Source organism: Methylobacterium oryzihabitans (assembly GCF_004004555.2).
Lineage (GTDB): Bacteria > Pseudomonadota > Alphaproteobacteria > Rhizobiales > Beijerinckiaceae > Methylobacterium > Methylobacterium oryzihabitans.
On the sequence record NZ_SACP01000031.1, the window covers coordinates 40,426 to 58,333 of the forward strand.

General features: G+C 72.3%; 18 protein-coding genes. 8 read left to right on the forward strand and 10 right to left on the reverse strand.

The window, feature by feature from the left end:
• Positions 1-3 precede the first annotated feature (3 nt).
• Entirely contained in the window at positions 4-1,299 is a 1,296-nt protein-coding gene (locus EOE48_RS23415) for an amidohydrolase family protein (RefSeq protein WP_127733302.1), read from the forward strand.
• A gap of 11 nt (positions 1,300-1,310) precedes the next feature.
• Here EOE48_RS23415 and EOE48_RS23420 read toward each other — a convergent pair whose 3' ends face one another.
• From EOE48_RS23420 to EOE48_RS23455, 8 genes are all read right to left on the reverse strand, one after another.
• Positions 1,311-1,790 carry a YidB family protein gene (locus EOE48_RS23420; RefSeq protein ID WP_127733303.1) on the reverse strand — a complete coding sequence of 160 codons (480 nt, stop codon included), beginning with the start codon at positions 1,788-1,790 and terminating at the stop codon, positions 1,311-1,313.
• A gap of 59 nt (positions 1,791-1,849) precedes the next feature.
• Positions 1,850-3,256 carry a TAXI family TRAP transporter solute-binding subunit gene (locus EOE48_RS23425; RefSeq protein ID WP_127733304.1) on the reverse strand — a complete coding sequence of 469 codons (1,407 nt, stop codon included), beginning with the start codon at positions 3,254-3,256 and terminating at the stop codon, positions 1,850-1,852.
• Positions 3,257-3,462: 206 nt separating this feature from the next.
• The gene (locus EOE48_RS23430) at positions 3,463-3,846 is read right to left on the reverse strand and encodes a CsbD family protein (RefSeq protein WP_127733305.1); all 384 of its coding nucleotides are present in this window, start codon (positions 3,844-3,846) and stop codon (positions 3,463-3,465) included.
• Positions 3,847-3,924: 78 nt separating this feature from the next.
• Positions 3,925-4,128: a CsbD family protein gene (locus EOE48_RS23435; protein ID WP_127733306.1), complete on the reverse strand. Its 204-nt coding sequence runs from the start codon at positions 4,126-4,128 to the stop codon at positions 3,925-3,927.
• Positions 4,129-4,244: 116 nt separating this feature from the next.
• A complete protein-coding gene (locus tag EOE48_RS23440) occupies positions 4,245-5,165 on the reverse strand; it encodes a PhnA-like protein (protein ID WP_127733307.1) in 921 nt (306 codons plus the stop codon).
• Positions 5,166-5,254: 89 nt separating this feature from the next.
• Positions 5,255-5,602 carry a CsbD family protein gene (locus EOE48_RS23445; protein ID WP_127733308.1) on the reverse strand — a complete coding sequence of 116 codons (348 nt, stop codon included), beginning with the start codon at positions 5,600-5,602 and terminating at the stop codon, positions 5,255-5,257.
• Positions 5,603-5,670: 68 nt separating this feature from the next.
• On the reverse strand, positions 5,671-5,877 hold the full coding sequence (locus EOE48_RS23450) for a CsbD family protein (RefSeq protein ID WP_127733309.1): 207 nt from the start codon (positions 5,875-5,877) through the stop codon (positions 5,671-5,673).
• Between the two features lie 94 nt (positions 5,878-5,971).
• Positions 5,972-7,432, reverse strand: a complete 1,461-nt coding sequence (locus tag EOE48_RS23455) for a PAS domain S-box protein (protein ID WP_127733310.1) — start codon at positions 7,430-7,432, stop codon at positions 5,972-5,974.
• A 458-nt stretch (positions 7,433-7,890) separates the two neighbouring features.
• Between EOE48_RS23455 and EOE48_RS23460 the strand changes: the two genes are divergently transcribed.
• Positions 7,891-8,250: a hypothetical protein gene (locus tag EOE48_RS23460; RefSeq protein WP_127733311.1), complete on the forward strand. Its 360-nt coding sequence runs from the start codon at positions 7,891-7,893 to the stop codon at positions 8,248-8,250.
• Positions 8,251-8,275: 25 nt separating this feature from the next.
• Here the strand turns inward: EOE48_RS23460 and EOE48_RS23465 are convergent, their stop codons facing one another.
• Positions 8,276-8,530: a hypothetical protein gene (locus tag EOE48_RS23465; RefSeq protein WP_127733312.1), complete on the reverse strand. Its 255-nt coding sequence runs from the start codon at positions 8,528-8,530 to the stop codon at positions 8,276-8,278.
• 285 nt (positions 8,531-8,815) lie between these two features.
• Entirely contained in the window at positions 8,816-9,685 is an 870-nt protein-coding gene (locus EOE48_RS23470; RefSeq protein WP_246154758.1) for a LysR substrate-binding domain-containing protein, read from the reverse strand.
• Positions 9,686-9,942: 257 nt separating this feature from the next.
• Here EOE48_RS23470 and EOE48_RS23475 point away from each other — a divergent pair, with 257 nt between their 5' ends.
• The 6 genes from EOE48_RS23475 to EOE48_RS23500 all read left to right on the forward strand — a co-directional run bounded on the left by EOE48_RS23475 (position 9,943) and on the right by EOE48_RS23500 (position 17,901).
• A complete protein-coding gene (locus tag EOE48_RS23475) occupies positions 9,943-11,811 on the forward strand; it encodes a TRAP transporter large permease (RefSeq protein ID WP_246154760.1) in 1,869 nt (622 codons plus the stop codon).
• Positions 11,812-12,089: 278 nt separating this feature from the next.
• Positions 12,090-12,878, forward strand: coding sequence for an SDR family NAD(P)-dependent oxidoreductase (locus tag EOE48_RS23480; protein WP_127733315.1), 789 nt, complete (start codon positions 12,090-12,092; stop codon positions 12,876-12,878).
• Positions 12,879-12,892: 14 nt separating this feature from the next.
• Positions 12,893-14,161 carry a ribulose-bisphosphate carboxylase large subunit family protein gene (locus EOE48_RS23485; protein ID WP_127733316.1) on the forward strand — a complete coding sequence of 423 codons (1,269 nt, stop codon included), beginning with the start codon at positions 12,893-12,895 and terminating at the stop codon, positions 14,159-14,161.
• Positions 14,158-15,546: a four-carbon acid sugar kinase family protein gene (locus EOE48_RS23490; protein WP_127733317.1), complete on the forward strand. Its 1,389-nt coding sequence runs from the start codon at positions 14,158-14,160 to the stop codon at positions 15,544-15,546. The genes EOE48_RS23485 and EOE48_RS23490 overlap by 4 nt, the downstream gene beginning before the upstream one ends.
• A gap of 5 nt (positions 15,547-15,551) precedes the next feature.
• On the forward strand, positions 15,552-16,331 hold the full coding sequence (locus tag EOE48_RS23495; RefSeq protein ID WP_127733318.1) for an SDR family NAD(P)-dependent oxidoreductase: 780 nt from the start codon (positions 15,552-15,554) through the stop codon (positions 16,329-16,331).
• A gap of 193 nt (positions 16,332-16,524) precedes the next feature.
• A complete protein-coding gene (locus tag EOE48_RS23500) occupies positions 16,525-17,901 on the forward strand; it encodes an ABC transporter substrate-binding protein (RefSeq protein WP_127733319.1) in 1,377 nt (458 codons plus the stop codon).
• The last annotated feature ends 7 nt before the right edge of the window (positions 17,902-17,908 follow it).

Sequence of the window (17,908 nt, forward strand, 5' to 3'; positions counted from 1 at the left end):
TCCATGACCATCGACCTCATCGTCCGCGACGCCACCCTGCCGGACGGGCGCCGCGGCCAGGACATCGCGGTGGCGGGCGGGCGCATCGTCGGGATCGAGCCGGCCATCCCGGCGCGGGCGGCCGACGAGATCGACGCCGCCGGGCACCTCGTGTCGCCGCCCTTCGTCGATTGCCACTTCCACATGGACGCGACGCTCTCCCTCGGGCTGCCGCGGCTCAACGCGTCGGGCACGCTGCTCGAAGGCATCGCGCTGTGGGGCGAGCTGAAGCCGCTGCTCACCCACGAGGCGGTGGTGGAGCGGGCGCTGCGCTACTGCGACCTCGCGGTGTCGCAAGGGCTGCTCGCCGTGCGCAGCCACGTCGACGTCTGCGACGACCGGCTGCTCGCCGTCGATGCGCTCCTCGACGTGAAGCGGCGGGTCGCGCCCTATCTCGACCTCCAGCTCGTCGCCTTCCCGCAGGACGGCTACCTGCGGTCGCCGACCGCCGCGCAAAACCTGGAGCGGGCGCTCGACCGTGGCGTCGAGGTGGTCGGCGGCATCCCGCATTTCGAGCGCACGATGGAGGACGGCGCCGAGTCGCTGCGCCGCCTGTGCCGCATCGCCGCCGAGCGCGGCCTGCGGGTCGACGTCCATTGCGACGAGACCGACGACCCGCTGTCGCGCCACGTCGAGACGCTGGCCGCCGAGACCCTGCGCCACGGGCTCGCGGGCCGGGTCGCGGGCTCGCACCTGACCTCGATGCACTCGATGGACAACTACTACGTCTCGAAGCTGATGACCCTGATGGCCGAGGCGGAACTCGGCGTGGTGGCCAATCCCCTCATCAACATCGTCCTCCAGGGCCGGCACGACACCTACCCGAAGCGCCGCGGCCTGACCCGGGTGCCGGAACTGCGCGCCCAGGGGCTCACCGTGGCGTTCGGGCAGGATTGCTGCATGGACCCGTGGTACTCGCTCGGCCACGCCGAGATGCTCGACGTCGCCCATATGGGCCTGCACGTCGCCCAGACGACGAGCCGCGAGGCGATGCGCGAGGCCTTCGAGGCGGTGACGACCCGGGCCGCCGCCGTGATGGGGCTGGAGGATTACGGCCTCCATGTCGGCGCCCACGCCGACCTCGTGCTGCTCCAGGCCCGCGACCCGATCGAGGCGATCCGCCTGCGCCCGCCGCGGCTCGCGGTGGTGCGCCGCGGCCGGGTCGTCGCCCGCACCCCGGCCCGGGTCGCGGCCCTGAGCCTGGACGGGCGGCCGGGCCGGGTCGACCCGGCCGCCTACGCGCCGGCCGCGGCCGGCTGAGCGGCGCGGGCTCAGCCGAGGACCGGCAGGCGCCCGTCCGGCGAGTAGCGGTCCACCGCCGAGGGCAGGTCGCGCGACAGCCGCGCCAGCAGCTCGGTGCGGGTCAGGCCGGTGCGCTCCTCCAGGGCGGCGAGGGTCTCGGGCCCGATCGCCCGCTCCAGATCCGCCGCCGGGATGTCGCGGTTCGGTCCGTGATCGATCCACGACTGCGCCGCCGGCCCGTGGCCGCCGCGGGTGAAGTGATCCATGAGTTCGCCGAGCCCGCCCGCGATCAGGCCGCCGACCCCGCCCGCGCCCGCGCCGCCGAGCAGGCGGTCGAGATTCGCCGGCACCCCGGTGCCCGCATTCGTGCCCGGCACCGGCGGCACCGGCGAGCGGTGGGCGTCCCGGCTGGCGCCGCCGAGCCATTCGGCGATCTTGTCCCGGTTCTGGTAGCCGGCCACCGCCAGCAGGCCCAGCAGGGCGGTCATCGACGGATATCCCTTGCTCATCGTCGTCGTCCTCGGTTGGGGCCGCGCGGGCCCGGGGGTGAAGGAGGGAAGGCGCGCCGTCAGGCGGCCTCGGAGGAGGAGAGCGTCCGGCAGGACAGGTCGGAGCCGTCCTCGGCGAGCCGGCCGGCGGCGGTCGCGCGCTTGACGGTCGAGCGCGCGGCGTCGATCGCGATCGCCGCCGCCGACATCGTCCGGGCCTGGGTCGGCCGCTCCAGCGCGTGCCGGGCGATGTCGCCGGCGAGGTCGTCGATCTCCCGCGCCAGGGCATCGAGCCGGGCGGGGTCGGCGGTCTCCTGCGCCTCGTGGCGGATCTGCAGCAGCCGGTCGGTCGCCTCCTCGACCCGCTCGCGGCGCAGCCGCGACAGCCGCTGCCCGATCCACGCGAAGCCCGAGCCGATGCCGCCGCCGAGGAACGCCACGAGGTAGATCCAGGTCTCGTAGCGCTCGACGAAGCCCTGCTGCTCGCGCTCGAAATAGTCGACGGCGCCGGGATGGATCGGCAGCCGGGCGCTCGTCGCCCCGGCGGTGCTGTCGTAGGCCGGCGCCTGCATGTAGTCGGCGGCCGGGGTCGCGTTCGCCATGCCGCTGCGCAGTTCGAACAGGTGCTGGGTCACGTCGGCGGCGACCGGGCGGGACAGGCTGGATCGGGCCATCAGCCGGTAGGAGGCGCCGACGGTGCGGACCTCGTCCTGCGGCACCTTCGGGCTGCCGCCGAAGGTCTCGGCCGGCATCGTCACGACCTGGAGCCGCGGCATCCGGGCGACGATCGCCTCGGCGTTCTCGACGTCGACGAACGAGACCCTGCGGCTGCGGCTCGCCGCCTGGACGATGCCGACGATGCGCTGCGCCGTCGCGGCGGTGGGGGCGGTGACCGCGACCACCGCGTCGACGCGCCGGCGCGCGAAGGCGGCGGCGAGCTCGGTTTCCTCGACGCCGATCAGGGCGACGTGGCGCGGCGGCAGCGGGCCGTCGACGTCCTTGTCGGTCAGGGTCAGGCCGTAATGGCCGAGCATCGCCCGGATCAGCGCCTCGTCGGCGTCGCGATGGGCGAGGATCGCGAGGCGCTTGCGGTCGAGGTCGGCGAAGCGGCCGATGCCCGAGGTCTCGGGCGAGGCGATGATCATCGCCTGGTCGCGCAGGATCGCGAGGGTCAGGCCGTTGTCGGGCAGGTCGACGTCGGGGCGCACCACCGCGAGGTCGGCCACGCCGTCGCGCAGGGCCGCGGCGCTGTCGCGCACGTCGTCGAAGGGCAGGATCCGCAGGCGGATCTCCTTGTGCCGGCGCGCGAGCGCGTCGGCATAGGCCTGGATCAGGGCGGGCTCGGTGCCGTCGCGCGGGGCGACCGCGACGGTGAGCACGGTGGCGCGCGTCGCCCAGTACGCCGCCGCCGCCGCGCCGCCGAGCAGGATCGCGAGCGCCAGGAAGACGATCTCCGGGCGCAGGAACGGGCTGGCGAATCGCGGCATCGCGGACTCCCGGACGGGTGGACCGGGGCGGCCCGCCCCCGGGCAGGGACGTGCCGCGGGGGAGGGGCTTCGATCCGGTCGTCGCCGTTCGTTCAGCGGGTCCGGTGCGGCTGGCCGCGGCGGCCGTAGCGGCGGCCGAGATAGGCGATGACGCGCGGCAGGACGAATACCGTCAGGATCTTGCGCAGCATGGGGGGTCTCCTCGGTCAGCGGGTGCGGCGGGCGAGCCACCCGGCCGCGAAGGCCAGGGCGGCGATGCCGAGCGCCGTGCGGGCGCGGTGGTCGTCGGCGTAGCGCAGGGCGCCGCGGCCGTAGGCCTCGCCGCGGCGGCGGGCGTGGCGGGCGAGATGCCGGCCGTCGTCGACGAGGTGGTCGGCGCGCTCGCGAGCGGCGTGCACCAGATGGCGGCCGTCCTCGGCGAGGTCCTCGGCCCGGTCGCGGGCGCGGCCATAGACGTATTGGGCGCCGCCGGCGACCTGGTTCACGGCCCCCCGCACCTGCCGGGCGGGATCGCCCGTGAGGCTGCCGAGGGTGGACTGGGCGCGACCCTTCAGGTGACGGGCCGTGCCGCGGATCTGGTCGCGGTTCATGCGGTTCTCCCGGGTTGCGAATGGGGTGGGGGCGGGGCCGGGCGGCTCCGCCGGCCTGGCCTCACGCGAGGCCGGCGCTCACTTGCGGCCGGTGATGACGTCGGCGGCCTTGTGCAGGCCGTCCTTGGCCTCGCCGACCGTGCGCTGGGCCTCGCCCTTGATCTCCTGGGCCTTGCCCTCGGCGACGAGCGAATCGTTGCCGGTCGCCTTGCCGATGCCCTGCTTGACGTTGCCGAGCGCCTCGTTGGCGAGGCCCTTGATCGTGTCGGTGGTGCTGCTCATCGAATGATCTCCCGTGGAGCGGGTGGCCGGGTCCGCCGGCCGCGGGGGCCCCCGCCGGAGGCGGCGGAGACCGGGGATGCGGGGGGGCCCCGCCGGAGGCGGCGGGGACCGGGACGTCAGTACCGGCGGCCGTCGTAGGCGCCGACGAGGGTCGCGGCCTTCGGGGCACCGAGGCGGCCGCCCAGGAAGGCGGCGACGGCGCCGAGGATCAGCCCGAGGGCGGCGTAGAAGGCGCCCTGGGTCGCCGCCGACTTGGCCGCGACCGCCGCGGCCTCGGCCTTCTGCTTGGCGGTGGCGACCGCCTGGTCGTACTGCTTCTGGTAGTCCTGGACCTGCTGGCGGGCCTGCTCGACCGGGACGTTCTGGGCCTTGGCGAGCGCGTCGGCGGCGCGGGACTCGGCCTGCTGCTTCTGCGCGGCGTCGCCGGTGATCAGCGCGCGCACCGCCGCCACCGCGGCGTCGCGGGCCGCCTGCGGGTCCTGGCCGGCCGCCTGCTCGCGCACCTTGTCCTCGATCCCCTCGAGCGGGTTCTGGAGCTTCGACAGCGAGGGGGCGGCGGCCTGGGCGGCGGTCTGGACCGTGCCGCCGACGAGGTTGCCGGCGCCGCCGAGCGCGCCCGAGACCGTGCTCAGGGTGCCGCCGACGAGCCCGCTCGCGGCCGAGGTGATGAGGTAGATCACGACGAGCGTCGTCACCGCCCAGGAAACGAGGCCGTGCAGGGCCGCCGCGCCGGGCAGGGGCTTGCCCGACAGCCGGCCGGCGATGGCGCCGCCGGCGAGCGAGGCGACGATGCCCGAGATCACGAACCACAGGCCGGCGCCGAGCGAGACGGTCGAGGCGGCCGGGTTGTCGGCGGCGTTGGTGCCGACCGAGGCCAGCCCGATGCCGACGCCGAGGAGGTTCAGGATCACCTGGGTCACCAGGGCGGTGACGGCGCCGGCGAACACGGCGCCCCAGGAGACCTGGTTGAGCAGGACGGCCCGCGTGTCGGCATGCGCCTCGGCGGCCAGGGGCGAGACGGGGGTCTGAAGGGTCACGTCGTTACTCCGGGTGTACGGGCATGCGGGTCGATCGTTTGCGCCGGCCGGCCCCTCTCCGGGCCGGCCGCGGAACGATCGGGCGCGGCTCAGTCGCGGCTGCCCCGGACGAGGAGGCCGAGGCCGAAGCCGACGAGGCCGGCGATGACCAGGGAGGCGAGCGGGTACTCGGCGACCTGATGGCTCACCTCGCGGGTGCCGCGGCGCAGGTAGTGGCCGCCGCGCTCGTAGGCCTCCTCGGCGTAGTCCTGGGCCTCGTCGGCGGCGTGCCGGACGGTGTCCTTGGCCTGACCGTAGAGGTTCTCGGCGGTGCCCTGCGCCTCGCGGAACCGGCCCTCGACCGAGTCGCGCTGCGAGCCGGTGAGGTCCCCGACCGCGCTCTGCACCTTGCCGCCGAGGTCCCTGGCGGCGCCCGTGATCCGATCCGTGTCGACCATCGTGTCTCTCCTCTGTGACGGTTGCGTTGGGGCCGGCGGCCCGGTGCGGGCCGCCGGACGGCGTGGCGTCAGTCCTCGCGCGGACCGGCCTCCCGGGGCCGGGTCCCGTGCTTCTGGCGCCGGCCTTCGGCTTCCACCCGGGCGTCGCCCGTGAGCTTGCCGATGGCTTCCTTCACCGAGCCCTTGAGCTGTTCGGTCCCGGTGGAAGTCGAACCTCTGGATGTCGAACGCTTGGAGGTCGAACGTTTGGAGGTGGAACGCTTGGGGTCGGTCATGAGCACCTCCCTCGACCGAGAAAACTCCGATCGTCCCGCAGATGTAGGGCCCGAGCGTGTTTTCAATGGTATGGAAATACCAGTAGCCTGTGACTCATGCACTGGATGCCTGGACCGGGAAACCGTTCTCGCGGCCCCACAGGACGACGTCCGTGCGCCGGTGGACGCCGAGCTTGCGGTAGAGCGCGGCGCCGTGGTTGCGGACCGTGTTGCGCGACAGGCCGAGCTTCCTCGCGATGGCGTCGTCGTCGAGGCCCGAGCAGATCAGGTTCAGGATCTGGCGCTCGCGCAGGGTCAGGTCGGGCACCGCGCCGTTGCCGGCGATGCGCCCGGGACGGCGCAGGTTGGCGAGCTTCTCGATCAGGCCCCGGCTGAACCACGACGTGTCGGCCATCACCGTCTCGATCGCGTCGAACAGTTCGCGCTCGGTGTGCTTGCGCTCGGTGATGTCCTGCAGGACCAGCAGCGCGAACTCGGCGTCGTTGATGGTGACGCGCTCGGCCGAGATCAGGCAGTCGAGGTTGGTGCCGTTCTCGTGGCGCAGGCACACCTCGACCCCGAGCACGTAGCCGTCGCGGGCGAGCGCCGCCTCGAACGCCGCGCGCTGGCCCTCCGCCACCCACAGGCCGACCTCGCTCGGCGAGCGCCCGACGACCTTGTCCTCGCCGAACCCGAACACGCGCCCGAACGCCTCGTTGATGCTGCTGATCTGGAGGTCGTCGGCCCGCGCCAGGAGGGTCGGCACGGGGGTGAGCCGGAACGCCTTGGCGAAGCGCTCCTCGCTGTGGCGCAGGGCGGTCTCGGCCTTCCGGCGCAGTTCGAGGTCGGCGAAGGTGAACAGCATGCAGGGCTCGTCGCCCATCTCCATCGGCTGGCCGGCGACGATGACGAAGCGGCTGCCGCCGTCCGGCAGGTCGAGGCAGGCCTCCATCTGCGGGATCGTCTCTCCCCGGTTCAGCCGCGCCACCGCGAGTTCGCGGTTGCGGGCATTGGCCAGCACGTCGACCTCGTAGACGCTGCGCCCGATCACCGCCTCGCGGGTATGCCCGGTCATCTCCAGGAAGCCGGTATTGACCCGCACGTGGCGCAGGTCCGACAGCCGGACGATCACCGCCGGGGCCGGGTTGGCGTTGAAGGTCTTCTCGAACCGCTCCTCGGCCTCGAACTGGTCCGAGACGTCCTTCAGGATCAGCGCGAGGCAGCTCGGCCGTCCCTCGCGGTCGGTGGCGACGAGGCTGCGCAGGGAATGGGTGAAATCCACGTCGGGCCGGTCGGTCCGGGTGACCTCGACCACGACGTCGTGGAAGGTCTCGCCGGCCACGACCCGCTCGATCGGGTAGCTCTCGGGCGCGCGGTGGTTGCGGTAGCGCAGGCAGAACCGCTCGCGGTAGGCGTCGACCGTCGGCCCGAGCTCGTCCAGGCTGTCGGCGCCGTGCATCGCGAGCGCCGCCGCATTGGCGTAGGCGATCGTCTGGTCGGGCTCGACCAGGATCACGCCCTCGCTCAATCCGGCGATGATCTGCTGCAGTTCATGCCTGTCGACGCCTGCGGTCACGATACGTCCGGCTCCTTCGTGCCCTCGGCTGACCAATCGTCAGCGGAGCACAAACCGATCGTGCGCCAACAAGTTCCCCACGAAGCGCCCCGTCCGCTGGTATATCTGCATCAATGACCCAGATGCGTCCGACCAGGAGGCGCCGCCGCGGGGCACGAGCCGGCGATTTCACAACGGCAGGCCCGGCACCGCCCGCGCCGCCTCCGGCCGAGCGAGCGGCGAGCCGGGGCGACGCCCGCATCGCTCCGCGACTTAGGTCGCGTTCATGAACTCTTGACGACGTTTATCCCGCAGCGCACCATTCGCTTGGGGCCGGCCAAGCTGCCGAGGGGCCGGCCAAGCTCCCGGCCGGCCTACCCCGATCTCCACCCGCCGCGGTAATCCCGCTCCGGCGACCGACCCGATGCGAAACCCAGGGGGCGGAGACGCTCCGCCCTGCGATCACGGCAGGAGCCGCCATGCTGTTCGAACCGCCGGTGTTCGAGACGATCTTCCGCATTCCGGTGCATCATCGTCTCGTGATCACCAGTTCGCGCAGTCGCGGCGGCCGGGCGCACGGCGTGCGCTGGTTCCACGACGAGTACGACGGCACCGGCGCCCTGGTCGCCCGCTACGAGACCTACGACGAGACCGACGAGGGCGGGCGCTCCCGCTGCGGCTGGCGCAAGGTCGACGCCGCCGGGCGGCTGGTGGCCAAGCGCGAGGTCGGGATGCGCTGGGCCGCCCTCGTCGCCGCCCAATCGTCGCGCCGGGCGGCGGAGCGGGCGGTCCAGGCGACCGAGCCGCCGATGCACGCGCCCCGCGGGCTCGCGGCCTGAAGAACCGGCACCGGCACCGGCCCGGTCAGCGGCAGCCGCGGCAGATGCTGTCGTCGATCGCGTCGTTGCGCCGTTCCTCGCGGGTGAGGTCGTCGAGGCGCCGCTCCCCGGCCCGCTCCGCCGCACCCGGCCGCGGCACCGTCTGCCCGGTCGAGGTGGTGTAGGGGGCGGTGATCGTCGAGCCCGGCCCGCCGCCGGTCCCGGTCTGGTCGGCCGCCTCCCGGGCCTGCGCCGCCCCGGCGGCCAGCCCCACGACGATCAGAAGCCTCGCGAACCCCATCACGCACCTCCTCGTGCCGCACTCGTCCACGACGTGCCGGACCTGGGCGACCTTGCCCGTCCGGGCGCGCGGATGCACGTTCTCCGTGCGCGGGAGGATGCACCGGCCGGGTTTCCGAACCGTCGACGCCGGTGCGGCGGTCATACGGTTTCCGATCGATCGCTCGGCGATCCCTGCTGGATCGCTTCGCGATGCGGAAACCGCCTTGGCTCAGGTGTGTGGAGCCGAAGGCTCCACCGCGCGGGCTTGTGATACGGCTTTTCGAACGAAGCGTCCAAAACCGTATCACAGCCGTTCCATCTCGTCCTGGATCCAGTCGACGAGGCAGCGCAGGTCGTGGCGGGCGCGCAGGTGCTCGGCGATCCACAATTCGAGCCGGTGCGGACCGGGGGTGAAGCCGAACGGCGCCACGAGGTGCCCGGACCGGATCTCACTCTGCACCAGCAGGCGCGGGGCGAGCGCGAGGCCGAGGCCGCAGGAGGCCGCCTGGATCACGAGGTAGAAGTGGCCGTAGCTCTCCTGCGGCACGAGGCCGAGGTCGGGCCGACCAATCGCCGCGGCCCACTCGTCCCAGGCGCCGAGCCGCGTCGCCGTCGCCAGGATGTGGCCGCGCCTGAGGTCGTCGGGCTCCGACAGGCCGAGGCGGCGGGCGTAGTCCGGGTGGCAGACCGGGCCGATCTCCTCGACGATCAGCGCCTGCGCCCGCGCGGTCGGCGGCGGCCGGTACATGCTGTTGCGGATCGCGACGCTGATCTCGTCGCGGATGAAGTCGATCTCGCCGTAATTGATGTTGAGCCGCAATTCGATCGCCGGATGGCGGCGCTTGAACGTCTCCAGCCGCGGGATCAGCCAGTACATCATGATCGTCGCCGAGCACGACAGGGTGAGAGGCCCCGGCTGCACCTGCGACACCGCGAGATGGATCTGGTCGAACGCCTCGGCGAGGCCGGCGGCGAGCTGCGCCCCCTCCCTGGTCAGGGCGACCGAGCGCGACAGCCGCTCCAGCAGCGGCAGGCCGAACTGGGCTTCCAGCGCCTTGATGTGCCGGCTCACCGCGCCGTGGGTGACGCCGAGCTCCGCCGCCGCCGCGCTCATGCTGCCGAGGCGGGCGGTGACCTCGAACGCCCGCAGGGCGTGCAGCGGCAGGCGGGCCATCGACACGGGGCGGGTCCTCCTCGGCAGGTCTCGCAGGAGCGGCGGCCGCCGCTGCGAGAAGAACCTGCGGCACGACGACAGCCCGAGCGGACGCCGTGATGTGAGCGAGGCTCACGGAACGGCGCGCCGATCTGTCATGTCACGATCGGGTCGCAGGGTATAGGTTGCGCCAGAGGCGGGCCGGGACGGTTCTCGCGCCGTCCGCCCGAGTCCCACAAGGGGCCGGGTCCGCAACAGGGAGGAACAACATGGCCGCCATGGCGTCCGCAAGCGACACCGCCGTCCCGCCGCAGGCCTCCGGCCGCGGCCTTCTCGCCGCCCTCGACCGCGGCATCGGCCTCTTGATCGAGGGGCCGGCCGCGCTGCTCGTCGCCGCCGAGATCGTGGTCCTGTTCTTCGGCGTCATCAGCCGCTACGTCTTCCACAGCCCGGTGGTGTGGTCGGACGAACTCGCCTCGCTGCTGTTCCTGTGGCTGGCGATGCTCGGCGCCGTCGTGGCCTTCCGCCGTGCCGAGCACATGCGCATGACCGCCCTGGTCTCGATGATGCGGCCGTCCTGGCGCCCGTATTTCGAGGCGCTGGCCGTCGCGGTCAGCGTCGCGTTCCTCGCCCTCACCATCGAGCCGGCGATCGAGTTCGCGGTCGAGGAGCAGTTCATCACCACGCCGGCACTCGAGATCTCGAATGCGTGGCGCGCCGCCGCCCTGCCGATCGGCATCGGCCTGATGCTGGCGATCGGGGTGATCCGGCTCCTCGCCACGCCCCACCGCAAGGCCGCCGTCGCGGCGATCGTCACGGCGCTCGTCCTGATCGCGGCGTTCTACCTCGCCAGCCCGCTGTTTCGGCCGCTCGGCAACTGGAACCTGCTGCTGTTCTTCGTCGGCCTCGTCGGCGCCCTCGTCTTCGCCGGCGTGCCGATCGCCTTCACCTTCGGCATCGCCACCTTCGCCTACCTCGCCCTGACCACCCGCCTGCCGACCCTCGTGCTGATCGGCCGGATGGACGAGGGCATGAGCCACCTGATCCTGCTCGCCGTGCCCCTGTTCGTGTTCCTCGGCCTGCTGATCGAGATGACCGGCATGGCCAAGGCGATGGTCGGCTTCCTCGCCTCGCTCCTCGGCCACGTCCGCGGCGGCCTGCACTACGTGCTGGTGGGCGCGATGTACCTCGTCTCGGGCATCTCGGGCTCCAAGGCCGCCGACATGGCGGCGGTGGCCCCCGTGCTGTTTCCCGAGATGAAGGCGCGCGGCGCCAAGGAGGGCGACCTCGTCGCGCTGCTCTCGGCCACCGGCGCCCAGACCGAGACCATCCCGCCCTCGATCGTGCTCATCACCATCGGGTCGGTCACCGGCGTCTCGATCTCGGCCCTGTTCACCGGCGGCCTGCTGCCGGGTCTGGTGCTCGGCATCACCCTGTGCGCGCTGGTGTGGTGGCGCTACCGCGACGAGGATCTCAGCCACGTCAAGCGCGCGTCCGGCCGGGTCATCGGCCGGACGCTCGTCATCGCGGTCCCGGCGCTGGCGCTGCCCTTCGTGATCCGCGCCGCGGTGGTGGAGGGCGTCGCGACGGCGACCGAGGTCTCGACCATCGGCATCGTCTACGCGATCCTCGCCGGCCTGCTGATCTACCGCCAGTTCGACTTCCGGCGGGTCTACCCGATGCTGGTGACGACGGCGGCCCTGTCCGGCGCGATCCTGCTCATCATCGGGGCGGCGACCGGCATGGCCTGGGCGCTGACGCAGTCGGGCTTCTCGGCGACGCTCGCCACCGCGATGAAGTCGCTGCCCGGCGGCCCGCTCGGCTTCCTGATCGTCTCGGCGGTGGCGTTCGTGATCCTCGGCTCGGTGCTGGAGGGCATCCCGGCGATCGTGCTGTTCGGCCCGCTGATGTTCCCGATCGCCCGTCAGGTCGGGGTGCACGAGGTGCACTACGCCATGGTGGTGATCCTGGCGATGGGCGTCGGCCTGTTCGCCCCGCCCTTCGGCGTCGGCTACTACGCGGCCTGCGCGATCAGCCGGATCCATCCGGACGAGGGCATCCGCCCGATCGTCGGCTACATCCTCGCCCTGCTGGTCGGCCTCGCCGTGGTCATCGCGATCCCGTGGATCTCCATCGGCTTCCTGTGAGCCGGATGGGGCGAGGACTGCCCCGGGAAATTTCCCTGCAAGATCAAGCGCGGGATCCCCTCTCCCGAGTGGGAGAGGGGTAGGGGTGAGGGTGGCGACGGTTCCGCAATGACCCTAGGCCGTCGAGCTGCGCAGCTCGCCGCTGGGAGTTCATCTCGGAACCCGAGCCACCCTCACCCCCAGCCCCTCTCCCACCCGGGAGAGGGGAGACGCGCCACGTCCTTCCCAGACCGCTGCCCCGCCGCACCCTCACACCCCACCCCCAAGGACACCCCGTCATGCGTCTCCAGGACAAGGTCGCCCTCGTGTTCGGCGCCGGCTCGGTCGGGCCGGGCTGGGGCAACGGCAAGGCCACCGCGACGCTGTTCGCCCGCAACGGCGCCCACGTCGTCTGCATCGACATCAACCGCACCGCCGCCGAGGAGACCGTCGGCATCATCACCGGCGAGGGCTTTCGCGCCACGGCGGCCTCCTGCGACGTCACCGACAGCGCCTCGGTCAAGGCGGTGGTGGACGAGGCGATGGACCGGCACGGGCGCATCGACGTCCTGCACAACAACGTCGGCTACGCCACCATGGGCGGCCCGGTCGAGCTCGACGAGGCCGCCTGGCAGCGCACCCTCGACCTCAACGTCACCGGATGCTTCCTGACCTGCAAGCACGTGCTGCCGCACATGATCGCCCGCCGCTCCGGCGCGATCGTCAACGTCTCGTCGGTCGCGGCAATCCGCTATACCGGCTACCCCTACGCGGCCTACTACGCCGCCAAGGCGGCGGTGAACAACTTCACCATGGGCGTCGCGCTCCAGCACGCCCGCGACGGCATCCGGGCCAACGCGATCATGCCCGGGCTGATGAACACGCCGCTGATCTTCCAGCAGATCTCCGGCCAGTACGCCGATGCCGACGCGATGGTGAAGGCCCGCGACGCCGCCTGCCCGACCGGCAAGATGGGCACCGCCTGGGACATCGCCAAGGCGGCCCTGTTCCTGGCCTCCGACGACGCCGCCTACATCACCGGGGTCAGCCTCCCGGTCGATGGCGGCCTGTCCTGCCGCGCCTCCTGAGCGGGGATCCGATCATGACCTCTGTCTCCACCGCCGCGCCGCTGCGGATCGAAGCCGACTACCTGCTGGAGACGCCGGGCGACCCGCGCCGCACCGCCGAGACCATGGCGGGCGAGCAGTCGAGCGGCACCTTCGTGCCGGTGCCCGGCGAGACGCCGGAGCTCAAGGCGCGCTCGGCCGCCCGGGTCGAGCGCCTCGACCTCCTCGACGAGGCGCCCGGCCCGACCCTGCCCTCGGCCGGCGGTCGCGACGGCCCGGTGCGCCGGGCCCGGGTCACGCTGTCCTGGCCGATGGACAATCTCGGGCCCTCGCTGCCGAACCTGCTCGCCACCGTCGCCGGCAACCTGTTCGAGCTGAAGCCGGTGACCGGCCTGCGCCTGCTCGACATCCGCCTGCCGCAAGCCTTCGCCGACGCCTATCCGGGCCCGCGCTTCGGCATCGCCGGAACCCGGCGGCTCGCCGGGGTCGAGGACCGACCGCTGATCGGCACGATCGTCAAGCCGAGCGTCGGTTTCGGCCCGGAGGAGACCGCGTCCCTCGTCGCCAGCCTGTGCGAGGGCGGGATCGACTTCGTCAAGGACGACGAGTTGCAGGCCGACGGGCCGCACTGCCCGTTCGACGACCGCGTCCGCGCCGTCATGCGGGTGGTCAACGCCCATGCCGACCGCACCGGCCGGAAGGTGATGGTCGCGTTCAACCTCACCGGCGACCTCGACCAGATGCGCCGGCGCCACGACCTGCTGGTGCGGGAGGGCGCGACCTGCATGATGGCGAGCCTGAACTCGGTCGGGCTCGTCGGGATGATCGAGCTCGCCCGGTTCGGCACCCTGCCGATCCACGCCCACCGCAACGGCTGGGGCTACCTCTCGCGCCACCCGCTGCTCGGCTGGTCCTACGTCGCGTGGCAGAAGATCTGGCGGCTCGCCGGGGCCGACCACATGCACGTCAACGGGCTGGCCAACAAGTTCGCCGAGGACGACGACAGCGTGGTCGACTCGGCCCGGACCTGCCTGACGCCGCTGTTTCCCGACAAGCCCTGCCTCGCGATGCCGGTCTTCTCCTCGGGCCAGGGGGTGCGCCAGGCGCCCGGCACCTACGCCGCACTCGGCTCGACCGACCTCATCGTCACGGCGGGCGGCGGCATCATGGCCCATCCGGACGGCCCGGCGGCCGGGGTCTCGGCCCTGCGCGAGGCCTGGGACGCCGCCGTCGCCGGCATCCCGCTCGCCGACTACGCGCGGGACCGGCCGGACCTGAGCCGGGCGCTCGGAGCCGCCGCATGACCCCGCGCCCGCTGCCGCCGGGGCCGCTCGTCGCGTTCTACGGCGACGACCTCACCGGCTCGTCTGCCGCCATGGAGGTGCTGGCCTTCGCCGGGCTCGACACGGTGCTGTTCCTGGCCCCGCCGACGCCCGAGCGCCTCGCCGCCTTCGCGGGCCACCGCGCCGTCGGCATCGCCGGCATGGCGCGCTCTCAGGGCCCGGCCTGGATGGACGCGCACCTGCCGCCGGTGTTCCGGCTGCTCGCCGGCCTCGGGGCGCCGGTGGCGCACTACAAGGTGTGCTCGACCTTCGATTCGGCGCCGCATGTCGGCTCGATCGGGCGCGCCGCCGAACTCGGCGCCGAAGTCTTCCGCGTCGGGGCCGAGTCCTGGATCCCGATGCTCGTCGCCGATCCCGGCATGGGCCGCTACCAGAGCTTCGGGCACCTGTTCGCGATGGCGGGCCCGGACGGCCACCGCCTCGACCGCCACCCGACCATGGCGCGCCACCCGGTGACGCCGATGGACGAGGCCGATCTCGGCCGCCACCTCGCCCGCCAGACCGCGCTGCCGGTCGGCCTCGTCGACTTCGTGGCGATGAAGCGCGGCGAGGGCTCGGCCCGCCTCGCCCGCGCCCGGGCGGCCGGCGCCCGCATCGTCTCCCTCGACGTGCTCGACCACGAGACCCTGGTCGAGGCCGGCCGGCTGATCTGGGAGGAGGGCGGATCGCCGACCTTCACGGTGGGCTCGCAGGGCGTCGGGGCGGCCCTGGTGGCGTGGTGGCGCGAGGCCGGGCTGCTGCCGGCCGCCCCCGCGATCCCGGTGCCGCCGCCGGTCGACCGGATCGCCGCGGTGTCGGGCTCGGTCTCGCCGGTCACCGCCGGGCAGATCGCCCACGCGGTCCAGAACGGCTTCGAGGGCCTGCGGATCGACCCGTCGCTCGCCGTCGATCCCGCCGCCTGGGAGCGGGAGGTCGGGCGCGCCGGCGAGGCGGCGCTCGCCGCCCTCGGCCGGGGCCGCGACCCGCTGGTCTACAGCGCCGCCGGTCCCGACGACCCGGCGGTGGCCGCGCTGCGGGACGCCACCCGGACGGCGGGCCTGTCCGAGGAGGTCGTCAACGACCGCATCGGCGCCGGGCTCGGCACGATCCTGAACCGGGTGGTGCGGCAAGGCCGGCTGACCCGGGCGGTGATCTCGGGCGGCGACACCTCGGGCCGGGTCGCGGCCCGGCTCGGCATCGACGCGCTCGCCGCCCTCGCCCCGATGGCGCCCGGCGCGCCGCTGTGCCGCGCCTACACCGACGACGGCGGCGCCGGGCTGGAGATCGCCCTCAAGGGCGGACAGGTCGGCGGCCCGGACTTCTTCGTCGCGGTCAGACGCGGCGCTCCGACCTCGAAGGCAGGATGATCGCGATGACCCAGAGACTTCTCGACAAGGTCGCCCTGGTCACGGGTGGCGCGCGCGGCATCGGGCTCGCGACCGCCCGGGCGTTCGCGAGGGAGGGGGCGCGCGTCGTCATCGCCGACGTGAACGAGGAGGGCGCACGCAAAGCCGCCGCCGAACTCGGCGGCGGGGCGCTCGGGGTCGGCGTCAACGTGGCGGATCCCGCCTCCGTCGCGGCCATGATCGAGACGATCGTCGAGGCGTGCGGGCGGATCGACGTCCTGTTCAACAACGCCGGGGTCGGCGGCAACACGCCGTTCCTGGACCTGAAGCTGGAGGACTGGAACCGCATCGTCGGCATCAACCTGACCGGCGCGTTCATGGTGGCGCAGGCCTGCGCCCGCGAGATGGTCAAGGTCGGCGGCGGCAAGATCGTCAACATCGCGTCGCTGTCGGGCCAGCGCGGCGGCAACGGCCGGGCGGCCTACGGCTCGGCCAAGGCCGGGCTCGAACTGCTCACCAAGGTGATGGCGGTCGAACTCGCCGAGCACAACATCAACGTCAACAACATCGCGCCCGGCGCGATCGAGACCGAGATGGCGAAGTTCGCCCACGACCAGGCCACCCGCGCCGCCTACAACTACCTCATCCCGATGACGCGCTACGGCACGCCCGAGGAGATCGCCGACGCGGCGGTGTTCCTGTGCTCGGACGAGGCCCGCTACGTCCACGGCCACACCCTCAACGTCGACGGCGGCTTCCGCGAGGCCGGCCTGATGTTCAAGCGCGCCGCGCCACCCGCCGCCTGACGGCCTGCCGAGCAGAGTTGCCCGGGCAACTCTGCTCGGACGCGGTGACGCCCGGGGCGGCGACGGCGCGGGCCTCCCTCGCCGGGCCGCTCCCGCGGCGGCCGTCCGCACGCCGGGCGATTTGCTTCGGACCTCGTCCCGTGGTGATATACCAGGGAGCCGCCCGATCAACGAGGCGGACGGGAGGACACCGATGAGGCGTGGGATCGCGGGCGCGTTGTCGCTGGGCGCGTGGGTGCTGGCCGCGATGCCGGCTCTGGCGCAGGACAAGACGCTCACCGTCTGGTTCAGCAAGGGCTTCTACCGCTCCGAGGACGAGTCCCTCTGGGCGACGATCAAGAAGTTCGAGCAGAAGACCGGGATCAAGGTCGAGCTGTCGCAATACGCGCTTCAGGACATGATCCCCAAGACGGTGGCGGCACTCGATTCCGGCTCGCCGCCGGACGTCGGCTATTCCGACACCTACAACAACCAGGCCGCCGGCAAGTGGGCCTACGAGGGCAAGCTCGAGGATCTCAGCGACATCCTCCAGCCGATGATGCCGCGCTTCGCCCCGCAGACGATCGAGCACATGCTGCTCATGAACGGCCAGACCGGCAAGAAGGCCTATTACGGCTTCCCGATGAAGCGCCAGACGCTCCACACGGAGATCTGGGGCGACATGCTGGACAAGGCCGGCTTCAAGCAGGCCGACATCCCGCAGAACTGGGCCGAGTACTGGTCGTTCTGGTGCGACAAGGTCCAGCCCGCCTACCGCAAGGCGTCGGGCTCGCGCATCTACGGGATTGGCGCGCCAATGGGCGTCGAATCGACCGACAGCTTCCAGTCGTTCTACGCCTTCATGGACGCCTACGATGCCAAGCTCGTCGACAACGACGGCAAGCTGACCGTCGACGATCCGAAGACCCGCGAGGGGCTGGTCAAGGCGCTGAAGGACTACACCGACCCCTACATCAAGGGCTGCGTCCCGCCCTCCGCGACGACCTGGAAGGACCCCGACAACAACGTCGCGTTCCACAACCGCACCACGGTGATGACCCACAACTTCACCATCTCGATCGCCGGCAAGTGGTACGAGGACAGCATCAACCCGAACAACACGCCCGAGCAGCGCGAGGCCGCCCGCAAGGCCTACGAGGAAACCATCATCACCGCGCCGTTCCCGAACCGGCCGGACGGCAAGCCGATGACCTACCGGGCCGACGTCAAGCACGGCGTGGTCTTCTCGGGCGCCAAGAACAAGGCCGCGGCCAAGGAGTTCGTGAAGTTCATCATGGAGGAGGACAACCTCCGTCCCTACGTCGAGGGCGCGATCGGCCGCTGGTTCCCGGTCACCACCGCCTCGGTCGAGAGCCCGTTCTGGCAGGCCGACAAGCACCGCAAGGCGGTCTACAACCAGTTCAAGTCCGGCACCGAGCCGTTCGACTACGTGAAGAACTACAAGTTCACGCTGGTCAACAACGAGAACGTGTTCGCCAAGGCGATGAACCGGGTGGTGAGCGAGAAGGTCCCGGTCGAGAAGGCGGCCGACGAGATGCTCGCCCGCGTCAAGCAGATCGCCGCGCCCTGACGCATCG